The 22,664-nt window shown below is 34.6% G+C and carries 19 protein-coding genes; 12 read left to right on the top strand and 7 right to left on the bottom strand.

Annotated features, from left to right (window positions below):
• Nucleotides 1–20: 20 nt before the first annotated feature.
• Together bamH and H7F21_RS00515 are read right to left on the bottom strand one after the other, a co-directional pair.
• The gene (gene bamH / locus H7F21_RS00520) at nucleotides 21–1,760 is read right to left on the bottom strand and encodes a BamH family beta-barrel-assembly machinery protein (protein ID WP_185787290.1); all 1,740 of its coding nucleotides are present in this window, start codon (nucleotides 1,758–1,760) and stop codon (nucleotides 21–23) included.
• Nucleotides 1,761–1,767: 7 nt separating this feature from the next.
• A complete protein-coding gene (locus H7F21_RS00515) occupies nucleotides 1,768–2,580 on the bottom strand; it encodes a glycogen/starch synthase (protein WP_185787289.1) in 813 nt (270 codons plus the stop codon).
• Between the two features lie 110 nt (nucleotides 2,581–2,690).
• On the opposite strand from H7F21_RS00515, the gene panC reads away from it, so the two are divergent.
• The 10 genes from panC to H7F21_RS00465 all read left to right on the top strand — a co-directional run bounded on the left by panC (nucleotide 2,691) and on the right by H7F21_RS00465 (nucleotide 13,959).
• Entirely contained in the window at nucleotides 2,691–3,542 is an 852-nt protein-coding gene (panC, locus tag H7F21_RS00510) for a pantoate--beta-alanine ligase (RefSeq protein WP_185787288.1), read from the top strand.
• Between the two features lie 13 nt (nucleotides 3,543–3,555).
• A complete protein-coding gene (panD, locus tag H7F21_RS00505) occupies nucleotides 3,556–3,906 on the top strand; it encodes an aspartate 1-decarboxylase (protein ID WP_185787287.1) in 351 nt (116 codons plus the stop codon).
• Nucleotides 3,907–3,910: 4 nt separating this feature from the next.
• A complete protein-coding gene (locus H7F21_RS00500; RefSeq protein WP_185787286.1) occupies nucleotides 3,911–4,870 on the top strand; it encodes a lysylphosphatidylglycerol synthase transmembrane domain-containing protein in 960 nt (319 codons plus the stop codon).
• Nucleotides 4,871–4,913: 43 nt separating this feature from the next.
• Nucleotides 4,914–6,062: an alpha/beta hydrolase gene (locus H7F21_RS00495; protein ID WP_185787285.1), complete on the top strand. Its 1,149-nt coding sequence runs from the start codon at nucleotides 4,914–4,916 to the stop codon at nucleotides 6,060–6,062.
• Nucleotides 6,063–6,138: 76 nt separating this feature from the next.
• Nucleotides 6,139–7,356: an alpha/beta hydrolase gene (locus H7F21_RS00490; protein ID WP_185787284.1), complete on the top strand. Its 1,218-nt coding sequence runs from the start codon at nucleotides 6,139–6,141 to the stop codon at nucleotides 7,354–7,356.
• A gap of 205 nt (nucleotides 7,357–7,561) precedes the next feature.
• Nucleotides 7,562–8,920 (top strand): DNA repair protein RadA, encoded by a 1,359-nt coding sequence (radA, locus tag H7F21_RS00485; RefSeq protein ID WP_185787283.1) that lies wholly within the window; start codon nucleotides 7,562–7,564, stop codon nucleotides 8,918–8,920.
• A gap of 49 nt (nucleotides 8,921–8,969) precedes the next feature.
• Entirely contained in the window at nucleotides 8,970–9,350 is a 381-nt protein-coding gene (locus H7F21_RS00480) for a hypothetical protein (protein WP_185787282.1), read from the top strand.
• Between the two features lie 88 nt (nucleotides 9,351–9,438).
• Nucleotides 9,439–12,843: an isoleucine--tRNA ligase gene (gene ileS, locus H7F21_RS00475; protein WP_185787281.1), complete on the top strand. Its 3,405-nt coding sequence runs from the start codon at nucleotides 9,439–9,441 to the stop codon at nucleotides 12,841–12,843.
• Nucleotides 12,844–12,847: 4 nt separating this feature from the next.
• The gene (locus tag H7F21_RS00470; protein ID WP_185787280.1) at nucleotides 12,848–13,231 is read left to right on the top strand and encodes a TraR/DksA family transcriptional regulator; all 384 of its coding nucleotides are present in this window, start codon (nucleotides 12,848–12,850) and stop codon (nucleotides 13,229–13,231) included.
• A 107-nt stretch (nucleotides 13,232–13,338) separates the two neighbouring features.
• On the top strand, nucleotides 13,339–13,959 hold the full coding sequence (locus H7F21_RS00465; protein WP_185787279.1) for a lipoprotein signal peptidase: 621 nt from the start codon (nucleotides 13,339–13,341) through the stop codon (nucleotides 13,957–13,959).
• Here H7F21_RS00465 and H7F21_RS00460 read toward each other — a convergent pair.
• From H7F21_RS00460 to rimK, 5 genes are all read right to left on the bottom strand, one after another.
• Nucleotides 13,956–14,366, bottom strand: a complete 411-nt coding sequence (locus H7F21_RS00460; RefSeq protein ID WP_185787278.1) for a response regulator — start codon at nucleotides 14,364–14,366, stop codon at nucleotides 13,956–13,958. The genes H7F21_RS00465 and H7F21_RS00460 overlap by 4 nt on opposite strands.
• A gap of 10 nt (nucleotides 14,367–14,376) precedes the next feature.
• The gene (locus tag H7F21_RS00455; protein WP_185787277.1) at nucleotides 14,377–15,834 is read right to left on the bottom strand and encodes a PAS domain-containing sensor histidine kinase; all 1,458 of its coding nucleotides are present in this window, start codon (nucleotides 15,832–15,834) and stop codon (nucleotides 14,377–14,379) included.
• A gap of 117 nt (nucleotides 15,835–15,951) precedes the next feature.
• Entirely contained in the window at nucleotides 15,952–16,515 is a 564-nt protein-coding gene (locus tag H7F21_RS00445) for a 5-formyltetrahydrofolate cyclo-ligase (RefSeq protein ID WP_185787276.1), read from the bottom strand.
• The gene (locus H7F21_RS00440; protein WP_185787275.1) at nucleotides 16,512–17,480 is read right to left on the bottom strand and encodes a succinylglutamate desuccinylase/aspartoacylase family protein; all 969 of its coding nucleotides are present in this window, start codon (nucleotides 17,478–17,480) and stop codon (nucleotides 16,512–16,514) included. The genes H7F21_RS00445 and H7F21_RS00440 overlap by 4 nt, the downstream gene beginning before the upstream one ends.
• Entirely contained in the window at nucleotides 17,481–18,356 is an 876-nt protein-coding gene (gene rimK / locus H7F21_RS00435) for a 30S ribosomal protein S6--L-glutamate ligase (protein ID WP_185787274.1), read from the bottom strand.
• 141 nt (nucleotides 18,357–18,497) lie between these two features.
• On the opposite strand from rimK, the gene uvrC reads away from it, so the two are divergent.
• Together uvrC and H7F21_RS00425 are read left to right on the top strand one after the other, a co-directional pair.
• The gene (gene uvrC, locus H7F21_RS00430) at nucleotides 18,498–20,291 is read left to right on the top strand and encodes an excinuclease ABC subunit UvrC (RefSeq protein WP_185787273.1); all 1,794 of its coding nucleotides are present in this window, start codon (nucleotides 18,498–18,500) and stop codon (nucleotides 20,289–20,291) included.
• A 12-nt stretch (nucleotides 20,292–20,303) separates the two neighbouring features.
• A complete protein-coding gene (locus tag H7F21_RS00425; protein WP_246431389.1) occupies nucleotides 20,304–22,562 on the top strand; it encodes a patatin-like phospholipase family protein in 2,259 nt (752 codons plus the stop codon).
• Nucleotides 22,563–22,664 lie beyond the last annotated feature (102 nt).

The raw sequence follows: 22,664 nt of genomic DNA, 5'->3' as shown, positions 1-22,664 counted from the left end.
CTGTTTACTTAATTTGGTTTTTAATCTTCGATGCAATCATTCTCTTCTGTACAGGTGTAAAAGATTTCTAAATACACTTTTTTACTTAAGTCCTCAGTGTTATTACCATGTAATACTGTGCCTCTAGGCGACATCACTGAACTTACGGGTATAGTTAAATCAGAATCTTCTGTTGATTGAACTTGTCGTTGTGTAATCGACTCCTCTAAATTAACATTTAAGGAAGTAGACAGGCCTAGCTCAACATTGGTTGAATCTCTTACTAACAAATTATTAATATGTTCAGTAATTCTTAATTTATATTTTATGCCATTTCCGTCTGATTCATCACCATCCCGTTCTAACGGTCCAAGATGATTTGCAACAGAAAACAAAGGAAAGCTATTATTAATGCCATCTAAAAAATAATCTACCAACGGTCTCTTATTATCTACATCATACAAAAATATGCGATCTGGTTCACGAGCATCTGCTGTATTGACTAGATTTTCGTCTACATAGAAAACCAAATTAGCTTCATTAACTAATCGTTTTGATCGAACAAAATTTCCTTCTTGATCGGTTTCGACAAATGCACTTTTCCATGTGTCAAACGTCATATCATCTCCATCGTTTATATCATCACCCTTAAATAATTTTATTTTACCAATTGCTCCTGCACCACCTTTGAGATATATTCTGCTATCACCTGCATCCGGATTGCCATCTGCTATTGGAGTCGTGAAATCATTCACAAAGAAATTAATACTACTAGTACCAGAATTACTACTAGTGCCGAAATTTAGCACAAAAGTATCTTGCTGTGTAGCAGTAGCATCATCTGTAGTCGAAGGCGTTAGTCTGGTATAATAAATGGTAATATTTGCATTTTGACTTGAGGTATTTAGAATTAAAAGACTACCATCATCATTAATCGGTTCTGCTTTAAAATAAAGTCCTCTAAAATAATCAGCAAAATTATTAGTGTTACTTAGAACGGCGTCTCCCTCTAGTACTATTATTTTATTTTGCCAATAGTCAGGGTCTAATTTGAGCCTAATTCTAGGGGAAAGTCTCTCTGAGATTTGTACATCTCCGTTGTCATCTATAGTTTCTAAATTATATCCTTGTTCACTGATATTAATTTGATTGTCTGAACTTCCCACAATATATGACGTTTGAGGCGCTGGAATGATTGTAAGTTCTTCGCCTTCTAAAGCAGTAATTGTTTCTGTACTTGACGCGGAAAAATTTGAGAAATAGGCTTGAGATTGGTTGAAGTCCGCCGTAGGGTCAAAATCTCTTATAAAATAATTATTCTCAAATATTCGTAGCCTTATTGGTTTGTAGGTGCTTCCAGTCGGTTCTGGTATTATTGAATCCACGTCATAAATGAAGTCACCTTCTTCATCAACCTCAGTAACTGAAAAGAAATAAGGTAGATTGAGTACCACAGAATCTATTTGTTGGAATTCTTCCTCACCAAAATCAGGATCAAAAGCTCCTGGTGTTAGCTGTGTAACAAAGCTAGATGTGGTTCTACCATAAAAATCATCATAAATACCTAAAGAGTTTACAGGTAAATTATTAGTTTGAACGGGATCTAGGTTCTCGGTATAAGTTATAACTTCCCACGTATCACTAGTTATATCAAAATTGGTAGCAATATCGCTATTTAAAATGTCAGATTCTAGATTAGAGAAGTCCTTATCACAAGCAATGAAACTTGTTAAGATTAGAGCAAAAGCTAAAATTTGAAGGGCAAATTTATTTTTTTTCATAGTAATGTTAACTGTTTAAAACAGTATTTGTGTAAAACTCAGTATAGGGATCGGCAAATTCCTCAATAGAATGAAATTCCAAAACGGGTTTTGTTAAATCGCTAATGTAGCTATCTAATTCTTTAGGCAACATTTCTGAGCCTCTTATAACAGCATCGGAATTATCAATTGCTACTTTCATTAGATTAATATAGTCAGGTTTTTCTAGTGGTTTGATAGCGTCTTCATCCAAACCATCAAATTTTATTTTTTCGATCATCTGTTTATCTAACGTACCATCAAAGTTTTGATTGTAAATAGAGGTTACAATTTTACTTTCTGTAAATAAAGGCTCCGTTTTATAAAATTCCTTAAGATATAATGGTAAGAGTGAAGCCAACCAACCATTCACATGTATAATATCTGGAGCCCAATTTAGTTTCTTCACCGTTTCAATGACACCTTTAGCAAAGAATATGGCGCGTTCGTCATTATCTGGGAATAGTTTGCCATCCTCGTCTGTCAAGGTCGCTTTTCTTTTAAAATACTCTTCGTTATCTATAAAATAAACTTGAATGCGTTCCTTTGGAATGGATGCTACTTTAATAATTAGAGGCATATCCAAATCGTTTATCACTAAATTAATACCGGATAATCGTATAACTTCGTGCAATTGATGTCTGCGTTCATTAATGTTTCCAAAGCGTGGCATAAATATTCGTATCTGCCCTCCCTGCTTGTTTACCATTCTTGGAGCTTCAAAGGACATTGAAGAAATCTCCGTTTCTGGTAAATATGGTACTACTTCAGAGGACACATATAATATTCGTTTATCTTTCATAAATCTGCTGCTTTTGAAAATTAAGAGTAAAAAACATGCAAAATTACAAAATTTTGGGCAGATTGCCAGTAAAATATTATGTTTGCACGCGTTAATTTTTTGTTACAGTATTGAAAATATTTCATAATAAAACCGAATTAACTCATCATATTGATGACTTAAAAGCCAAGGGCAAATCTATCGGGTTTGTTCCTACTATGGGAGCGCTTCATAATGGTCACTTATCTCTGGTTAATAAAGGTTTGAGTGAAAATGATGTTGTATTGGTGAGTATTTTTGTTAATCCTACGCAATTCGATAATCATGAAGACTTAGCTAAGTACCCAAGAACCTTGGAGGCTGATGTTTCGCTATTAAAAACGGTGAGTGACGAAACAATTATGGTCTACGCGCCAACTGTTGAAGATATTTATGATAGCAATATAAAATCCCAATCATTCACATTTGATGGTCTTGAGCATGAAATGGAAGGCGCGTTTAGGGATGGTCATTTTGATGGCGTAGGCACTATAGTAAAGCGTTTATTCGAAATCGTTAAACCGAATAGGGCCTATTTTGGAGAAAAAGATTTTCAACAGTTACAGATTATTAAAAAACTGGTAGAGTTGCATAATTTACCAGTGAAAGTCATTGGCTGTGCAATTCATAGGGCGCTAGACGGTTTGGCCATGAGTTCTAGAAATACGAGATTGACACCAGAGCATAGGGCAGCTGCGCCATTCATTTACAAAACACTAAAAACTGCCAAAACTAAGTTTGGCACAAAAAGTGCTAAATACGTTACGGAATGGGTTGAGATGCAATTTGAGACACAACCACTCTTAGAATTGGAGTATTTTATCATTGCCGATACAAAGACCTTAAAACCAGTAAAACGTAAATCAACAAAAAAGACATATAGAGCTTTTATAGCAGTATATGCTGGTGATATAAGACTAATAGATAATATCGCCTTAAATTAATTATCTTTGCCTCATGCAAATTCAAGTTGTAAAATCTAAGATACATCGCGTTAAATGTACAGGTGCAGACCTCAATTACATTGGTAGTATAACTATTGATGAAGATTTAATGGATGCTGCAAACATTATACAGGGAGAAAAAGTTCAAATTGTAAATAATAACAATGGAGAACGCCTAGAAACATATTGTATTCCTGGGCCTCGCAATAGCGGTGAAATTACATTAAATGGTGCTGCGGCTCGTAAAGTTGCCGTAGGTGATATCCTGATTTTAATTACTTATGCCTTTATGGATATTGAAGAAGCTAAAGTTCTTAAACCATCTTTAGTATTTCCAGATGAAGCTACCAATCTTCTAAAATAAACTCTTGAACAATTCAAAATCTATCCTAAAAGTTGCTTTGCCTTTACTCTTAGGAGTTGTTTTGGTATGGTATTCTTTATCTCAAATTTCGGTTTCAAAACTAGTTCAGTATTTTAAGGATGCCGATTATTTTTGGATAATTCTTGGTGTAATCTTGGGAATTTTAAGCCATACCTCTAGAGCTTATCGTTGGTTGTATATGGCAGAGCCATTGGGCTATAGACCTAAGTTTATCAACAGTTTTATGGCCGTATATTCAGCATATCTTATAAATTTCACAATTCCTAGAGCAGGTGAAATCGCCAGAGCTTCTATTTTAACTAGTTATGAGGATATTCCTTTTGACAAAGGATTCGGTACTATTGTAGCAGAACGCGTTGCAGATACAATTATGCTTCTATTGATAGTTGGTATAGCACTTGTCTTAGAGTTTGAATTTATTTATGATTTTTTTGCGAAAAAATTCAATCCAACAACCTTAGTTATTGGTGGAGTCGCTTTTTTGTTAATATGTATTGCACTATATCTATTTATATCTAAAAGCACTTCAAAATTTGCTCAAAAAGTAAAAGGTTTTGTTCAAGGACTTATAGAAGGTGCATTTAGTATCTTTAAAATGAAAAGGAAATGGGCCTTTATTTTTCACACAATATTTATTTGGGCAATGTATTTGTCCATGTTCTACGTTACAACCCTAGCTTTACCAGAGCTCAATAACATATCTCTTGCGGCGGTTTTAATTGGTTTTATTTTGGCGAGTTTTAGCATCGCTGCTACCAATGGTGGTATTGGATCGTTTCCAGAGGCCATAGTCATTGCGTTCACTTTATTTAGTATGCCAGAAGACCCGAGTAGAGCATTTGGTTGGATAATGTGGTCTACTCAAACCCTAGTGATCATAATTCTTGGAGGGTTATCTTTAGTCTATTTACCAATCTATAACAGAAAGAAAACCAGCATATAGAAATATTTTTTACCTTGCTTTAACTTTTAAGTTTAACTATAACATGAAGAAATTTTACACGCTAATCATATTTTGTTTAGTAGTTTTTAATATACAAGCGCAAGCGATTTACAAATCCATTGATTCTTATAAACTGGGCCAGGAGCGTGAGCTAAAAGTACAATTGCCGCGAAATTATGATCCTGAATCTAAAAGAACCTATCCTTTGGTTATTGTACTTGATGGTGATTATTTATTCGAACCTGTGGCGGGAAATATAGACTACCAAGCGTATTGGGAAGATATACCGGACTGCATAGTTGTAGGTGTAAAACAAGCAGATACAAGAGAAGATGATCTATTTTATGCTGAAGAAACAAGCTTTCCAATTCATGAGGGAGCAGATTTCTATGAATTTATGGGTGCCGAATTAATTCCCTTTATAGAACAAAATTATAAAGCGTCAAAATTTAGAATTATCGTTGGGCACGATAAGAGCGCAAACTATATTAACTATTATCTTTTTAAAGATGTACCAATGTTTAGGGCGTTTATAAGTTTAAGTCCCGATTTTGCTCCGAAAATAGCAGATAGATTAACGCAACGTTTGGCTATAATAGAACAGGAGACGTTTTATTACATGGCCACTGCAGATGCAGATTTAAAGGTGTTAAGAGAGTCTATTGTAGAAGCAGACTCTACAATTAAATCAATTGAGAATCCCAAGCTCCAGTATACGTTTGATAATTTTGAAGATGCTAATCACTATTCTTTAGTAGGAAGAGGAATCCCAAAAGCGCTAAATGAGATTTTTTCACTTTACAAACCCATAAATGGTAAGGAATACAATGAAAAAGTCCTTACATATGAGGGTTCTCCATATGATTATTTGGTAAAAAAGTACGAGGACATAGAATATTTCTATGGTTTTGAAAAGAAACTAATTGAAAACGATATCAGAGCTATCGCCGCGGCAAGTAAAAAGAAGGACGATTTAGAATCTCTTGAAAATTTAGCGAAACTGGTTAAGAAAAAATTCCCTAAATCTATGTTGAGCGCCTATTATATGGGAATGTACTACGAAAAAGAAGGTAATCTTAGAAAAGCATTAATACGTTATAAATCAGGTCTGCTTCTTGAGCCTTCTCAGTATATTGACAAGGAAATTATGCTTGAAAAAATATACGATCTTCAAGAAGAGACGGACAATTAATTGCATTTCGTCGAAAAAAATTCGCAACTTAACGATATTTTAGTATGTTTGGAGTCCCAAATCTAAACCTACTATTATGAGAAAAGCTACAATGATAGCTCTTGCTTGCTTCATTTATGCGGCATCTTTTGCTCAGATATCTTACGAGGAAATAAGTTCAGCACGACTTAATTCAGTTAGAAAAATAAAGGTTAAACTCCCTAAAGACTATGATGCAGATTCAGAGATGAAATATCCTGTAATCGTTGTTTTTGATGGTGATTACTTGTTTGAACCTGTTGTTGGTCAAGTGGAGTTTCAGACATATTTCGATGATATGCCGCCATCTATAATTGTTGGTATTCTTCAGAGGGAGGAACGTGAATATGATAGTTTTTATGAAGCTAAAACGGGTTTGCCTATGGATTCTGGTAAACGTTTCCATGAGTTCGTTGAGACAGAACTATTGCCCTATATTGATGGTAAATATAATACGAGTAAGTTTAGAGTTGCAGTTAGCCATGACGTTATGGGTAATTTTATCAATTCTTACCTTTTTAATCAAGAGCCAGCATTTCAAGCCTATGTTTGTATGAGTCCGGATTTTTATGGCAACTTAATGCATTTTATTACTAAACGTTTAGAATTGTACAAGGGAGATATTTTCTATTATATGGCAACTTCAGAAAAGGATATTCCATCATTGAGGAAAAATATTTTAGATTTAGATGGACAAATAAAAGCACTGGAAAATTCTAACATCACGTATTATTTTGATGATTTTAAGGACGAAAACCATTATACCCTAGTTAACGGTGCTATTGCAAGGTCTTTTGATAAAATCTTTGAAATATATAATCCGCTAAGAGAAAAGGAATTACAAGAGAAAGTATTTAATTATGATGGTACTCTAGATAAGTATTTGGTCGATAGATACGATAGAATAGAAAAACTATTTGGAGTAACTAAAGAGATTAGCGAGGAAGAGTTAGAAAAAGTAGCGAAAGTTGCTGAGCAGCGTGAAGACTTCAAGTCATTGGCTAAGTTAGGAAAGCTATCAAATAAATTATTCCCTGAAACTTTATTAGGGACTTATTACATTGCTTATTCTGCCGAGAAATTAGGCAAAATTAAAAAGGCTAAGAAGATTTATGAATCTGCACTAGAGTTGAATGATGCTACTAATATTAATAGAGACTACATAACTTCAAAAATTGAAGAGCTAACTTTAGCTTTAGCACCAGTAGAAGAAGTTGATGATGAAGCAATCATTGCTGATTTAGAAGAAATTGAAGATGAAGATGAAGAAAACTAAACAAATAAATACCGACCATTTTTTTGAGTCCTTATATCGAAGAGCAAAACACTTTTTATTTTCTGGCTTTATTTCAAGATTAGCCTCATTAAAAGTTTTAGCCTTTATCACTTGGTTTAAAGACATCAACTAAAATTATATTAATTTAGCCATTCTAAAATTAATGTGATTCCTTCCCGAAAACTATCGGGATCGAGAAGAGAACATGGCTAAAGTAAAAACAACTTTTTTCTGCCAAAACTGTGGTAGTCAGTATGCTAAATGGCAAGGACAATGTACATCTTGTAAGGCATGGAATACTATTGCAGAAGAAGTTATACAAAAGCCAGAGAAAAGCGACTGGAAATCGCCATCAACAGCTGCAAAGCGAGTTAGTAAGCCTTTAAGAATAAATGAAATCGATACTTCGCAAGAAGCACGGTTAGACATGCAAGATGCAGAATTTAATCGCGTACTTGGTGGTGGAATGGTACAAGGGTCATTAACGCTTTTGGGAGGGGAACCAGGTATTGGTAAAAGTACACTTCTACTTCAAATTGCTCTAAAGTTGCCATATAAAACGCTTTATGTTTCTGGTGAGGAAAGCCAAAAACAGATAAAAATGCGTGCAGAGCGCATTAATCCCAACAGTAACAACTGTTATATTCTCACTGAAACCAAGACGCAGAATATTTTTAACCAAATCGAAGCTTTAGAGCCGGATTTGGTGGTTATAGATTCTATTCAGACATTGCATAGTGACTATATAGAGTCTTCTGCAGGTAGTATTTCACAAATAAAGGAATGCACCACTGAACTAATAAAGTTTGCAAAAGAAACAGCAACACCTGTATTGTTAATTGGTCATATTACTAAAGATGGCCATATTGCCGGTCCAAAGATTTTAGAGCATATGGTCGATACAGTGCTTCAGTTCGAAGGCGATCGCAACCATGTTTTTAGAATCCTAAGGGCTCATAAAAATCGATTTGGCTCTACCAATGAGCTTGGTATCTATGAAATGCAAGGCTCAGGATTACGAGAGGTGTCAAATCCATCTGAGATATTGATTTCCGAAAAAGATGGCGAACTCTCTGGCAATGCTGTTGCAGCAACATTAGAAGGTTTAAGACCTTTGATGATTGAGGTACAAGCTTTGGTCAGCACAGCAGTTTACGGAACGCCTCAACGTTCTGCAACAGGATTTAATGCCAAGCGTTTAAACATGCTGTTAGCTGTTTTAGAGAAAAGAGCTGGTTTTCGTTTAGGTGCAAAAGATGTCTTTTTAAATATTACTGGTGGTATTACAGTAGATGATCCAGCGATTGATTTGGCCGTTGTGGCTGCTATTTTGTCTTCAAACGAAGATGTGGCTTTACCTAGTGATTATTGTTTTGCAGCTGAGGTTGGTTTATCTGGTGAAATAAGGCCTGTACAGCGTGTGGAGCAACGTATTTTAGAAGCAGAAAAACTAGGATTCTCAACTATTTTTGTGTCTAAATACAATAAAATTTCCTTAAAAAAGTCAAGTATAAAAATCCAACTGATTTCTAAGATTGAAGATTTAATAGGGTTTGTGGTTTAAGTAAAATTCCTTTGAAAAAAAGAATTTTAAAAGTGACTTAAGTTAAATAATGATGAAAAAATCGCTGTCATCAACTTTAGGGCAATTTTTTGCATTAATTAGTTATATCTCATTGATTATAGCAGTTGGTGTAACACTTTACTCTATTATTGCTAAAGACTTGTCAGGAGTCATCGTAGGATTGATTTTTGTAAGTTTCAATTATATAATTTTCGCACGAAAATTACTTAGAGCTAGTACTATCTCTTTCGATGAGGATTGTTTTTATTTCAAAGATGAAACAAAGATTGAGTTGTCCCAGATTCAACATATCCAAGATGGAGAAATTACTTACCTCGATAATGGTATTGAGAAGACGGTATTCGTAAATCCGTTTTTCCCATCCAAAAATCATCGACTCTTCTACAAGTATTTTAAGTTAAAAAAGTAAAAATCCAGTATTAAACACTTACATCTTAAAACACTTACTTTTTTGTTTAAATTTCTTTAATTTTGCGCTCTTGTAATACTAGACGATAATGAGCCAAAAGTTCACTGAATATAAAGGACTTAACTTACCAAAGGTTGCTGAAGATATCAGTAGGTATTGGGAAGACAATAGCATCTTTGAGAAAAGCGTAACGACACGCGAGGGACATCAACCTTATGTGTTCTTTGAAGGGCCGCCATCTGCAAACGGACTACCTGGTGTTCATCACGTTCTTGCGCGCGCTATTAAAGATATCTTCCCGCGTTACAAGACCATGAAAGGGTTTCAGGTAAAACGTAAAGCCGGTTGGGATACGCATGGTTTGCCAGTTGAACTTGGTGTAGAGAAAGAACTAGGCATTACCAAAGAAGATATTGGGACTAAGATCTCCATAGAAGAATATAACGAAGCCTGTAAAAAGGCAGTAATGCGTTATACAGATATCTGGAATGACCTCACCAAAAAAATGGGTTATTGGGTAGATATGGATGATCCATATATTACTTACAAGTCCAAATACATGGAATCTGTTTGGTGGTTATTAAAGCAGATTTACGATAAGAATTTGTTGTATAAGGGTTATACCATTCAGCCATATTCACCTAAAGCTGGTACAGGTTTAAGTTCTCATGAGCTAAATCAACCAGGAACGTATCAAGATGTTACAGATACTACCGTTGTGGCACAGTTTAAAGCGAAGCCAGAATCCTTGCCAGAGTTTCTTCAAAATGAAGGTGATGTTTACTTCTTGGCTTGGACGACAACGCCTTGGACTTTGCCTAGTAATACAGCTTTAACTGTTGGGCCTAAAATTGATTATGTTTTAGTTGAAACATACAATCAATATACATTCCAACCGATGAATGTCGTTTTGGCTAAGAATTTAGTAGAAAAACAATTTGATGGAAAATATAAACAAGTTGAAGCAAAACCAGACCTTTTAGAATTCAAAGAGGGCAATAAAAAGATTCCTTTTTATATAGTTAAAGAGTTCAAAGGTAAGGATTTAGTAGGTGTTACTTACGAACAACTTTTAGATTATGCCTTACCTAACGATAATCCTGAAAATGCATTTAGGGTTATTTCTGGGGATTTTGTAACTACGGAAGATGGTACAGGTATTGTGCACACAGCACCCACATTTGGAGCCGATGATGCTTTGGTAGCAAAACAAGCTAAACCAGAGATTCCTCCGATGCTGATAAAAGACGATAATGGCAATATGGTGCCGCTTGTAGATTTACAAGGACGTTTTAGACCAGAAATGGGAGAGTTTGCTGGTAAGTACGTGAAGAATGAATATTATAATGATGGTGAAGCACCAGAAAAGTCTGTAGATGTAGAATTAGCCATTAAATTGAAGATTGAAAATAAAGCCTTTAAGGTTGAAAAGTATAAGCATAGTTACCCAAATTGCTGGAGAACTGATAAACCAATTTTGTACTATCCTTTAGACTCATGGTTTATTAAAGTTACTGACGTCAAAGGTAGAATGCATGAGTTAAATACATTTATAAATTGGAAACCAAAATCAACTGGAGAAGGTCGCTTTGGTAATTGGTTAGCTAATGCCAATGACTGGAATTTATCACGGTCACGTTTTTGGGGAATACCTTTGCCAATTTGGAGAACCGAAGATGGTAAAGAACAGATATGTATTGGTTCAGTAGAAGAATTAAAATCTGAAATGGCAAAGTCTGTTGAAGCGGGCATTATGTCTGAAGATATTTTTGATGATTTTGAAGTCGGTAATATGTCTGAAGAAAATTATGAGACTGTTGATTTACACAAAAATGTAGTTGATAAGATTGTATTGATTTCGGAATCAGGACAACCCATGAAGCGCGAAAGTGATTTGATAGATGTTTGGTTTGATTCGGGCTCTATGCCTTATGCGCAATGGCACTATCCTTTTGAAAATAAAGAGCTTATAGATAATAACGAAGCTTTCCCAGCAGATTTTATAGCAGAAGGGGTAGACCAAACACGTGGTTGGTTCTATACACTTCATGCTATTGGGACTATGGTTTTTGATTCTGTTGCTTATAAAAACGTGGTGTCTAACGGGTTGGTTTTAGATAAGAATGGACAGAAAATGTCCAAGCGTTTGGGAAATGCTGTAGATCCTTTTGAGACTCTTGCCAATCATGGTGCAGATGCAACCCGTTGGTATATGATTAGTAATGCCAATCCTTGGGACAACTTAAAGTTTGATATTGAAGGCGTAGAAGAGGTGAAACGCAAATTTTTCGGTACACTGTATAATACCTATTCATTCTTTTCACTTTATACGAATTTAGATGGTTTTAATTATGCTGAGGAAGACATTCCTGTAAACGAAAGGCCGGAACTCGATCGTTGGATTCTGTCAGAATTAAATACTCTTATTGAAAAAGTGGATACCTTTTATGCAGACTATGAGCCCACAAAATCTGCTAGAGCTATTTCAAACTTTACACAAGATTACTTGAGTAACTGGTATGTGCGGTTAAGCAGAAGACGTTTCTGGAAAGGCGACTACCAAACTGATAAAATTTCGGCTTACCAAACCTTATATACTTGTATGGTAACTATTGCTAAGTTGGGTGCGCCAATTGCACCGTTCTTTATGGATCGCTTGTATCTAGACCTCAATGCAGTAACCAATAAAGAAACCTTTGAGAGCGTTCATTTGGCTGAATTTCCTGAGGTACATACATCGGCTATAGATAAGACCTTGGAACGAAAAATGGAAAATGCACAAACAATATCATCTCTAGTTTTATCGTTGAGAGCTAAGGAGAAGATCAAGGTGCGCCAACCACTTCAAAAAATTATGATTCCTATTGATAATGCGCAACAAAAGGAAGAAATAGAAGCCGTTGCAGATTTAATAAAGCATGAGTTAAATATCAAGGACATAGAGCTTTTAGAGGATGCTTCAGACATTTTGGTGAAACAGATTAAACCAAATTTCAAGGTTTTAGGACCAAGATTTGGAAAGGATATGAAGCTGATTTCCAATGTTATAAATGCATTTTCTGCAGAAGATATCAAAAAAATCGAGCAAAATGGCGTTTTAGACGTTGAAGTTAACGGAAAAAATATTACTTTGGAGATAGATGATGTAGAGATTACATCGCAAGATATTGAAGGCTGGCTTGTTGCAAATGAAGGTTCACTAACCGTGGCTTTAGATGTAACTATAACTGAAGAATTACGTAAAGAGGGGATTGCACGTGAGCTCGTAAACCGTATTCAAAATTTGCGTAAGGATTCTGGTTTTGAAGTGACGGATCGTATTGATGTTCAACTTCAAAATGATGTACAGATTGCAGCAGCAATTGCTTCAAATGAAGATTACATTAAAACGGAAACCTTAACCGAGACATTACAAATTATTGACAATGTAAACAATGGTATAGAAATTGCTTTCGATGAGGTAAATACCAAATTGTTTATACAAAAACATTAAAAATATGGCGACAGATACAACAAACAGATATTCTGATAAGGATTTAGAAGAATTTAAAGTATTAATTCAAGAAAAAATTGACAAAGCAGAGCACGATTTAGAATTGATTAAAAGTGCTTACATGAATGATCATAACAATGGCACGGACGATACGTCTCCAACCTTTAAGGCCTTTGAGGAAGGCAGTGCCACAATGAGCAAAGAAGCAAATTCTGCTTTAGCAATTCGTCAAGAGAAGTTTATACGAGACTTAAGGAATGCTATGATTAGAATTGAAAATAAAACCTATGGTGTGTGTCGTGTCACAGGTAAGCTTATAAAGAAAGAGCGTTTAAAATTAGTACCTCATGCGACCTTAAGTATCGAAGCTAAGAATATGCAGAAGTAAATGAATTCTTAGGAAAGCAGAAATCTTTCTCAGACTTAGATTTTAAAAAATTATAGCAATAAAACCTTAAAGCTTTGAATCCATAAAATTTCAAAGCTTTTTTTATTATGTCATTAAAGAAAGCTTCATTTATCATCTTATTAATTTTACTGATTGATCAAATCAGTAAAATTTATATTAAAACCCATTTTTCCTTAGGAGATGATCCTATCAAAGTACTGTCTTGGTTTGAGATTGCTTTTGTGGAAAATGACGGCATGGCTTGGGGTGCGAAACTGAGCGATTTTTTCACCTTTATTTCAGACAGGTTCGCTAAACTTATTTTGACACTATTTAGAATTGTAGCAGTAACCGGTATTGGCTTTTGGTTGGTTGATGTCATCAAAAAACAAAAATCTAAAACCCTAATTTTTGCTATTGCCATAATCTTCGCTGGAGCTTTAGGCAATATTATTGATTCCGTATTTTACGGTATTTTGTTCGGCGATAGTCATATGGAAGTAGCTGTATTTCTTCCAGAAAGTGGAGGTTATGCAGATGTGTTTCACGGCAATGTTGTAGACATGTTACATTTTCCAATTTGGAGTGGTATTTTACCAGAATGGTTACCAATTATAGGAGGAAAATACTTTTCGTTTTTCGATCCTGTATTTAATGTTGCTGATATAGCTATTAGTACAGGAATAGGAATTTTAATCGTGTTTAATAAAAGGGCTTTTAAAAATTAGGCGGTTTTGTTAAATACAGCCTCTAATTCATCTATCTTAACTGGCTTAACTAAATAATTCTCAACAGTAGAGAGAGATTTCGCTTTATCGATATCGCGCACATCAATGGAAGAACTCACCAAATAGAGTGTGATATGACTATTGAATTTATTCTTGATTTTTGTAAAGCGTTCTATGAATTCCCATCCATCCATTATAGGCATGTTGATGTCCAGTAAAATAACTTCTGGAATATTTTTTTCGTCTAAATTCTGAAGCAGCGCTTCAAAATATTCAATACCTTCCTTACCGTCATTGAACACCAATAAATTTTCACAGAGCTTTTTTGTTTCAATAATTTTCTTAATCAAATTGATATAGATACTATCATCATCAATGATACAGGCCAAATGTATTTTATCTTTCATAGCACAGAAATTAAAACTTAATCGTAAATGTAGTACCTACATTTACTATGCTAGCCACATTGATTTCGCCATTAAGGGATTCTATTTGGTTTTTAGTAATAAATAGGCCAATGCCTCTAGCGTCCTCATTATAGTGAAATGTTTTATACATTCCAAAAAGTTTGTCTCCGAATTTATCTAGGTCTATTCCAGAGCCGTTGTCTTTGATGTTTAAAACAAGCCTATCATTGTCTTTGAAATCGAGAAGTGTACTTATTTCAATAAGAGGATCGCGCTCTGCATGTTTGTACTTTATAGCATTTGTTATAAGATTCAATAAAATACTATCCATATAAGCAGGAATGTAATTTACCTTGTCTCCTTTTGAAAAGTCCGAAACAATCGTCACTTTTTTGGATTTGATAATTTGATTGATAGACGTTGTAACTTGATCTAATGTCTTGGATAAACTGACAATTTCTTTGCTTTGTTGTGCATTGGTCTGTATGGTGACCACCTCATTTAAGTGCTCTATTGTAGTATTTAAACTATTGGACACATCCTTGATATTGTTGATAAGTTCTAATTTTTCTTCCTTGCTTTCTACGTCGCCAATCAAATCCATAATTAGAGAGAGATTACTGGAATGCGATCTGAGATTGTGCGAGACGATATGCGCAAAATTGAATAATCTTGAATTCTGAGTTTCAATTATTTTTGATGTCTTTTCAAGATATAGCTCTTTTTGTTTTATATCATCAATATCTTGAAATATGCCTCTTAAACCAACAATTTCTTTGTTATCATTGAATACAGGTTTACCCATGGCTCTAGCCCAAAACTTTCTATTCTTTGCTGTGACCATTAAAATCTCTAAATCAAAAGGTTTTCCTGAGAGACTACACTCAAAAAATGCGCTTGATGCTAGTGCTTGATGCTCTTCAGAGTATAATTTATAGGCCATCTTCAGTGATGGAATAAAGTCTTCAGGATATTCTAGTATTTTTCTAGTAATATCGTCCCAGTAACTTTTCTTCTTTTCAAAATCTATATACCAACTCCCTGTGGAAGTCATTGTTGCTGTTTCTAAATAGTAAAAGTTATTATCTCTAACCTTTTTATGTGTTTTTAATTTAGACTTAAAGAAGAAAATGGTTTTTGTACTTTCCTTATTTAAAGAAATTTTCAGTTCGTCATTAGTTTTACAAATAAATTCTGAATATCCTCCCGATCTATTTTTCAGTAAAAGCTTTTGCCTAAAGTCCACATCATTTCTGACGAGATTGTAAAAATTATCTTTAAAGGCTTCCCTGTAGTTCTCGTGAATAATTGAGTCCAAAAAGTAATTAAGTGAAGTATCTACTTCTCTGGGCTTAAATTTAAGTTGTTTTATAAACGCTTTTGACCAGAAGCTTGTATTATTATTCAGCTCCCAATAGGCAATTTTTTTATCGGGAATTAGATTCTGTTTAAGGGCAGATTCCGTCATTAATTTGTAGGTTAAGAATCAGTGCTAGGGGATTGATTCCGATTTAACATTCCTGCAATATATAAAAAATACACATTTAATCTATATTTTTGGCATTTTATCGATGAAATACAAAATCTAGAAAGCGTATATCTTGTTGGGAATAACACAATAGTCTAGGGTGACATCGTTTTGGTCTGAGTAAGAAATTTCTTTTTCAGGTTCAAAGAAGGATAATCCAATTTTTAGGGTTTCAGGTGTACAATTGGTTAAAAAGCGATCATAAAAACCTTTACCATAGCCAATTCGATTTCCAACCTTATCAAAAGCTAAGAGAGGGACTAAAACTACATCAATTTGTGAAGGTAAAATCTCTATACCATCAATGGGTTCTGGAATATTGTATCTATTTTTTCTAATTTTTGTATTGTCCGTGAGCAAAAAGTGTGTCATAGAGCAATCGCTAAAATTGCTTTTAGAGATAACAATATTCTTGTCTTTTCCCGCTAAAATATTTAGAATGTATTCTGTATTGATTTCTTTCTGCTCTTCAATAGTTAGAAAGATGTGATAAAAGGACTTGTTCCAAATATCAAGTTGCAATAATTGATTTGCAATTTTTAAGCTGTAATCTTCAATTTGAGATTCGGATAAGTTTTGACGTAAGGTTTTATATTTTTGTCTTAACTCACTTTTTTTCATGATTTCAATTTTGTAGAAATATGAAAAATAGCATCACCTTGATAAATGATTGGTGATTCATTGACATTAAAAATATAACCATCGTTAGGAGCTTTCACAAAATGGTTAAAGCTACCATAAGGATCTGTAATATGTCCTAGAACATCACCTTTTTTCACTTGAGCATTAACGGAAACTGCGGATTTAAACATACCAGAATGATTTGCCCTAATCCACTTACTGTCGGCAATTTTAATACAGCCTTTTTTTGGTTTGGATACCTTAAATTTTCTATTTAACATCTCTAGATGATATAGTACACGTTTGGTGCCATTGACTCCTGTATTCGTCACGGTACTATCGATGTGAAATGACTTTCCGCCCTCGAAAAGTAACATTGGTATACCCAGTTTATAGCACGAATTTCTAAAGGATTTATTGAGGTTTTTAGAGTAATATATTACTGGAGCTCCAAAAACCTGTGCCAACTCGTCCAAAACTATTTCATTCTTTACTATTCTAATTTGTGCTGCATTAAATCGATCTGCACCACCAGTATGAAAATCCAGAATTAAATCCGTGTGAGGTACAATCTCGGTCATAAGTTTGTGTGCGACTCTACTGGCCAAAGAACCACCTTTTCCTCCAGGAAAAACACGATTTAAATCTCTACCATCCGGAAATTCTCTATCCATGTGGATAAAACCAAATACATTGATAACAGGAATACAAATAATGGTACCTCTTTTTGGTTTATTAATGCCTTTGGCTATAATCTGACGCACAATTTCAACGCCGTTGACTTCATCCCCATGAATACCTGCAGTTATTAAAACCGTTGGTCCAGGTTTTTTTGAGCGCTCAATAATCACTGGAACGTCAATGGTATTTTGAGTGTGTAGTTTGGCAACATTAAAACTCACTTTCGCACTTTCGCCGAGTGCCACGCTTTCTCCTAGAATGTGTAATACTTCTTTATCGCTCATTTATCTTCTGTTGCGTTCTATGAATGTAATAATTGCTCTTGCTATATTTTTATGAGTAGCCCCTTCTATACCTTCTAAACCTGGCGTGGAATTAACTTCCATTATTAAAGGTCCTCTAGAGGATTGTAGCATATCAACACCACAGACAGGCAGTTTTAAGGCACGCGCAGCTTTGATGGCCAATTTTAATTCATCTTCTGAAAGTTTTATGTAATTGGCACTGCCTCCGCGATGAAGGTTTGATCTAAACTCGCCTTCGCGTCCTTGACGCTTCATGGCTCCAACCACTTGTCCATCTACAATAAGCGCTCTTAAATCAGCACCTTTGGCCTCTTTGATATATTCTTGAACTAAAGCCCTAGCTTGCAACCCATTAAACGCTTCTAATACGGACTCGGCTGCATTTCTAGATTCAGCCAGAACAACGCCTAGGCCTTGAGTACCCTCCAAAAGTTTTATAATTACGGGTGGTCCGCCAACATGATTCAAAACTTCTTCAACATCTCTAGAATAATTGGTGAAAACCGTTTTGGGCATACCTATTCCTGCTTTAGATAAGCGTTGAAAACTTCTTAGTTTATCTCTACTTCTAATAATGGCATCAGATGTAACGGTTGTGAAAACATTCATCATTTCAAATTGCCTCACGACAGCACAACCAAAAAAAGTAACCGAAGCTCCGATTCTAGGGATAATAGCATCTACATAATCTAAATAGCGATCTCTGTAATACACTGTTGGTTTTTCCTTTTCTATAATGATGTCACACTTTAAAGGATCAATAACCTCTATATCATGACCTCTGTTTTCACCCTCTTCAATAAGACGTCTTGTAGAATATAAATTTTCATTTCTAGAAAGAATGACAATGTTCATAGTAGTACTTAAAGTGTCTAAAGTTAAGAAGTATTTAAAGTTCCTCAAATTTTTAAGTTGGTTTATTAATCTAGATGAATTATCTGTTAACTTTAAGTTCTTATAACTCAAAACTTATAACTTTTATATACTTTTGGTTTAATGCCAGAAACTACCTTAGATATTCAGATTAAAACACTACCGCATCAACCTGGAGTGTATCAGTATTTCGATGCTGATGGAAAGCTGATTTATGTTGGTAAGGCCAAGGATATAAAAAAACGAGTAAGTAGTTATTTTACCAAGCATCACGATTATGGTAAAACACGTGTTTTAGTCAAGAACATAGCTTCAATAAAACATATTGTTGTTGAAACAGAGAATGATGCTTTATTATTGGAAAACAACCTGATAAAGAAGTATCAACCTAAGTACAATGTGATGCTTAAGGATGATAAATCTTATCCCTGGATTTGCGTGAAAAACGAACGTTTTTCTAGAGTCTTTCCAACTCGAAGAGTAATTAAGGATGGTTCGGAATACTTTGGGCCTTACACCAGTATGAAAACGGTTAAAACACTTCTTGGATTGATAAAAGGGATTTATCAACTAAGAACATGTAATTACGATTTGTCCGAAGCCAAAATCGAAGCTGGAAAATATAAAGTTTGCCTTGAGTACCATCTTGGAAACTGCAAGGGACCTTGTGAGGGTCTTGAAACAGAAGAAGAATACCATGTTAACATCACCGCAATTCGAGAAATTTTAAAGGGAAATTTTAAGGATTCGCTACAGCAGTTTAGAAAGCAAATGAAAGATCATGCCGCTGCAATGCAATTTGAAGATGCCCAAAAAATAAAGGAGAAACTTGAAATTTTAGAAAATTATCAGTCCAAGTCTACAATTGTGAATCCTAAGATTAGTAATGTAGATGTGTTTTCTATAGTGAGTGATGAAACCTATGCCTATATTAATTTTTTACAATTGAGTTATGGGTCTATTATAAGATCTCATACGTTGGAACTTAAAAAGAAACTGCAAGAGTCTGACAAAGAACTTTTAGAGATAGCCATTACTGAAATTCGTCAGCGATTCAATTCTAATTCCAAAGAGGTATACGTGCCACTTAAGGTAGATCTAGGAGATGATGTTAAAGTGACCATCCCTAAGCTTGGAGATAAGAAAAGTATAGTAGACTTATCCAAACGCAATGCCATGTATTATCGTATGGATAAGTTAAAACAAATCAAGATTGTTGATCCAGATCGTCATGCCAATAGAATTATGGCACAGATGAAAGCTGATTTGCGTTTGTCTGAAGAACCAAGACATATTGAATGTTTCGATAATTCCAATATCCAAGGTTCTAATCCTGTAGCTGCTTGTGTTGTTTTTAAAAACGGAAAACCAAGTAAAAAAGATTATCGCCATTTCAATATAAAAACGGTTGAAGGTCCAGATGATTTTGCCTCAATGGAAGAGGTGGTTTTTAGACGTTACAAACGTTTATTGGAAGAAGATCAACCATTGCCACAACTTATAATCATTGATGGTGGGAAAGGACAACTATCTTCTGCTTTAAAGAGTCTTGATCTGTTGGGATTGAGAGGAAAAATAGCAATCATCGGAATTGCTAAACGTTTAGAAGAATTATTTTATCCAGATGATCCAATTCCACTATATTTAGACAAGAAAAGCGAAACTTTAAAAATCATTCAGCAATTACGTAATGAAGCACATCGCTTTGGTATAGAGCATCACCGAAATAGACGAAGCAAAGGTGCTTTAAAGACTGAACTCGAAGATATTCCAGGTGTTGGAGAACAAACAATTATCGATTTAATGAAACGTTTTAAAACCGTAAAGCGAATCGCCAATGCCAAATTAGACGAACTAGAGGCTGTCGTTGGCGTATCTCGAGCTAGCAAAGTGTATAATTATTATCATAAAGAATAAAGCTAATTGAAGTTGCCCCTAACATATTGCCTAAGGAATAGAATAGTGCTGCTGGTATTTGTACTGTTATGTTTTGTTTTAAGTACAAACAGTTCATATGCCCAAGAGGAAAATGAACCAAAAGTTGGATTGGTGCTGAGTGGTGGTGGCGCTAAAGGTTTTGCACACATAGGAGTATTAAAGGTAATCGATAGTCTTGGTATAAAAATAGATTATGTTGCAGGTACGAGTATGGGTGCCATAATAGGGTCGTTATATGCTTCTGGTTATTCGGGTAAACAGCTTGAGGAACTTTTCAATAAACAAGATTTTGATGTATTGATAAATGATGCTTTTCCTAGGGCGTCTAAGCCATTTTATGAGCGCGAAAATGCCGAAAAGTATGCTGTAAGCTTACCTTTTGAGAATTTTAAAATCAGCCTACCTTCTGCCTTATCTAGAGGGCAAAATGTATATAATCTTTTGTACGAATTGATGCTTCCGGTAAATGAGATAAGAGATTTTAAGAAATTACCTATTCCTTTCTTTTGTATAACCACAAATATTGAAACTGGTGAGTCTATCGTTATGGAGAACGGTAGATTAGCCGAAGCAGTTACCGCTAGCGGAGCTTTGCCCTCATTATTTCAGCCTGTAGTTTTAGGCGAGGATATTCTCATAGATGGAGGTGTCACCAATAATTTCCCTGTTGAACAGTTAAGGGCCAAGGGCATGGACATTATAATTGGCGTAGATGTCCAGGATGCGCTTCGGGATAGGGAATCCTTAAAATCTGCACCAGATATTCTATTACAGATCAATAATTTCCGTACCATAAATGCCATGAAAAACAAGGCGCCACTTACGGATATCTACATTAAACCGGACATTAGCAATTATTCTGTAGTGTCTTTTAGTGAAGGTGAAGATATTATTGCTAATGGAGAAGCTGCAGCAAGAGCTAATATCTCTCAGTTGAAAAGTATCAAGAAAAATAAGAACTCATTTGTGGAAAGACAAAAAATTGAGCTTTTGGACAGCATAAAAATCAACTCGATTAAAATACAGGGTAATGATCATTATACGCGATCTTATGTACTGGGCAAGTTAAAATTTAAAAATGATGAAAAATTAAGCTATGAGGATTTTAAAGACGGTATTAATAATCTCATTGCGACCAATAACTTTGATACATTTAGATACTGTTTAGAGCCAAGTAAAGATAATTTGGGCTATAAGTTAACAGGTGAATTGAGAGAGTCTGAAACCACCACATTTCTTAAGCTTGGTATACACTACGACGGACTTTATAAAAGTGCTATATTGGCAAACCTTACAAAAAAACGGTTATTATTTAATAACGATATTGCTTCCTTGGATGTTATTCTTGGCGATAACTCTAGATACAATTTTGATTACTTTATTGACAAAGGGTTCTATTTAAGTATTGGTGTAAAATCTAGATATAATCAATTCAATAAAAATGTAAATGCACTTTTAGCTTTAGAAGAAGATTCTCCCTTACTGGAAGATTTGAATAAAATAGATGTAGAACTTACAGATTTTACCAATCAAGTCTATTTACAGACCATATTCAGAAAGGATTTTGCTTTGCGTTTAGGTGCTGAGCATAAGCGACTTAAGATTACATCAGAAACGCTAATTGATGAAAATCAAGAAGATGAAGTAACGTTTGATAATACTGATTATTTCAGTGTTTTTGGTAACTTGATTTTTGATGATTATGATAATCCATTATTTCCTAAAAGAGGATTTTATTTTAACGGTGACTTTCATTTATATTTAAATGCCGCAGGACTTAATAAGGATTTTGAAGAATTTTCAATAGCAAAAGCCGATATAGGTTATGCGTTTAGTTTTAATAACAAGGTGGCCTTAAAGACAGAAGCTAGTGGTGGTTTTAAAATAGGAGATAATTCTACAACGACCTTAGGTTTTGGTTTAGGTGGCTATGCCAATAATTTTATCAATAATTTTCAATCATTTTATGGATATGATTATCTAGCACTTTCTGGAGATAGTTTTGTGAAAGCGATGTTTACTTTGGACTATGAGATTTTTAAGAAGCACCACATTCTTTTTTCTGCCAATTATGCGAATATAGAAGACGGAATTTTTGAAACAGGTGAGTGGCTAACAGCTCCCGATTATAGTGGTTATGCTCTAGGATATTCACTAGAAACTTTTCTTGGTCCATTAGAGGCCAAATATACCTATTCACCAGATATAGGTGAGAGCTATTGGTTTTTTAATCTTGGATTTTGGTTTTAAGGCAAAAATCATCAACTTTGTAATACTATGAAATCATTCTGGGAAAATCTAAAACTTCATTTACACTTCCTTATCAAAAGGAATCCAGAATAGATATGCATT

The sequence above is a fragment of the Winogradskyella flava genome (assembly GCF_014243395.1).
Taxonomy (GTDB): Bacteria; Bacteroidota; Bacteroidia; order Flavobacteriales; family Flavobacteriaceae; genus Winogradskyella; species Winogradskyella flava.
This window is presented reverse-complemented; position numbering and strand designations above follow the sequence as displayed.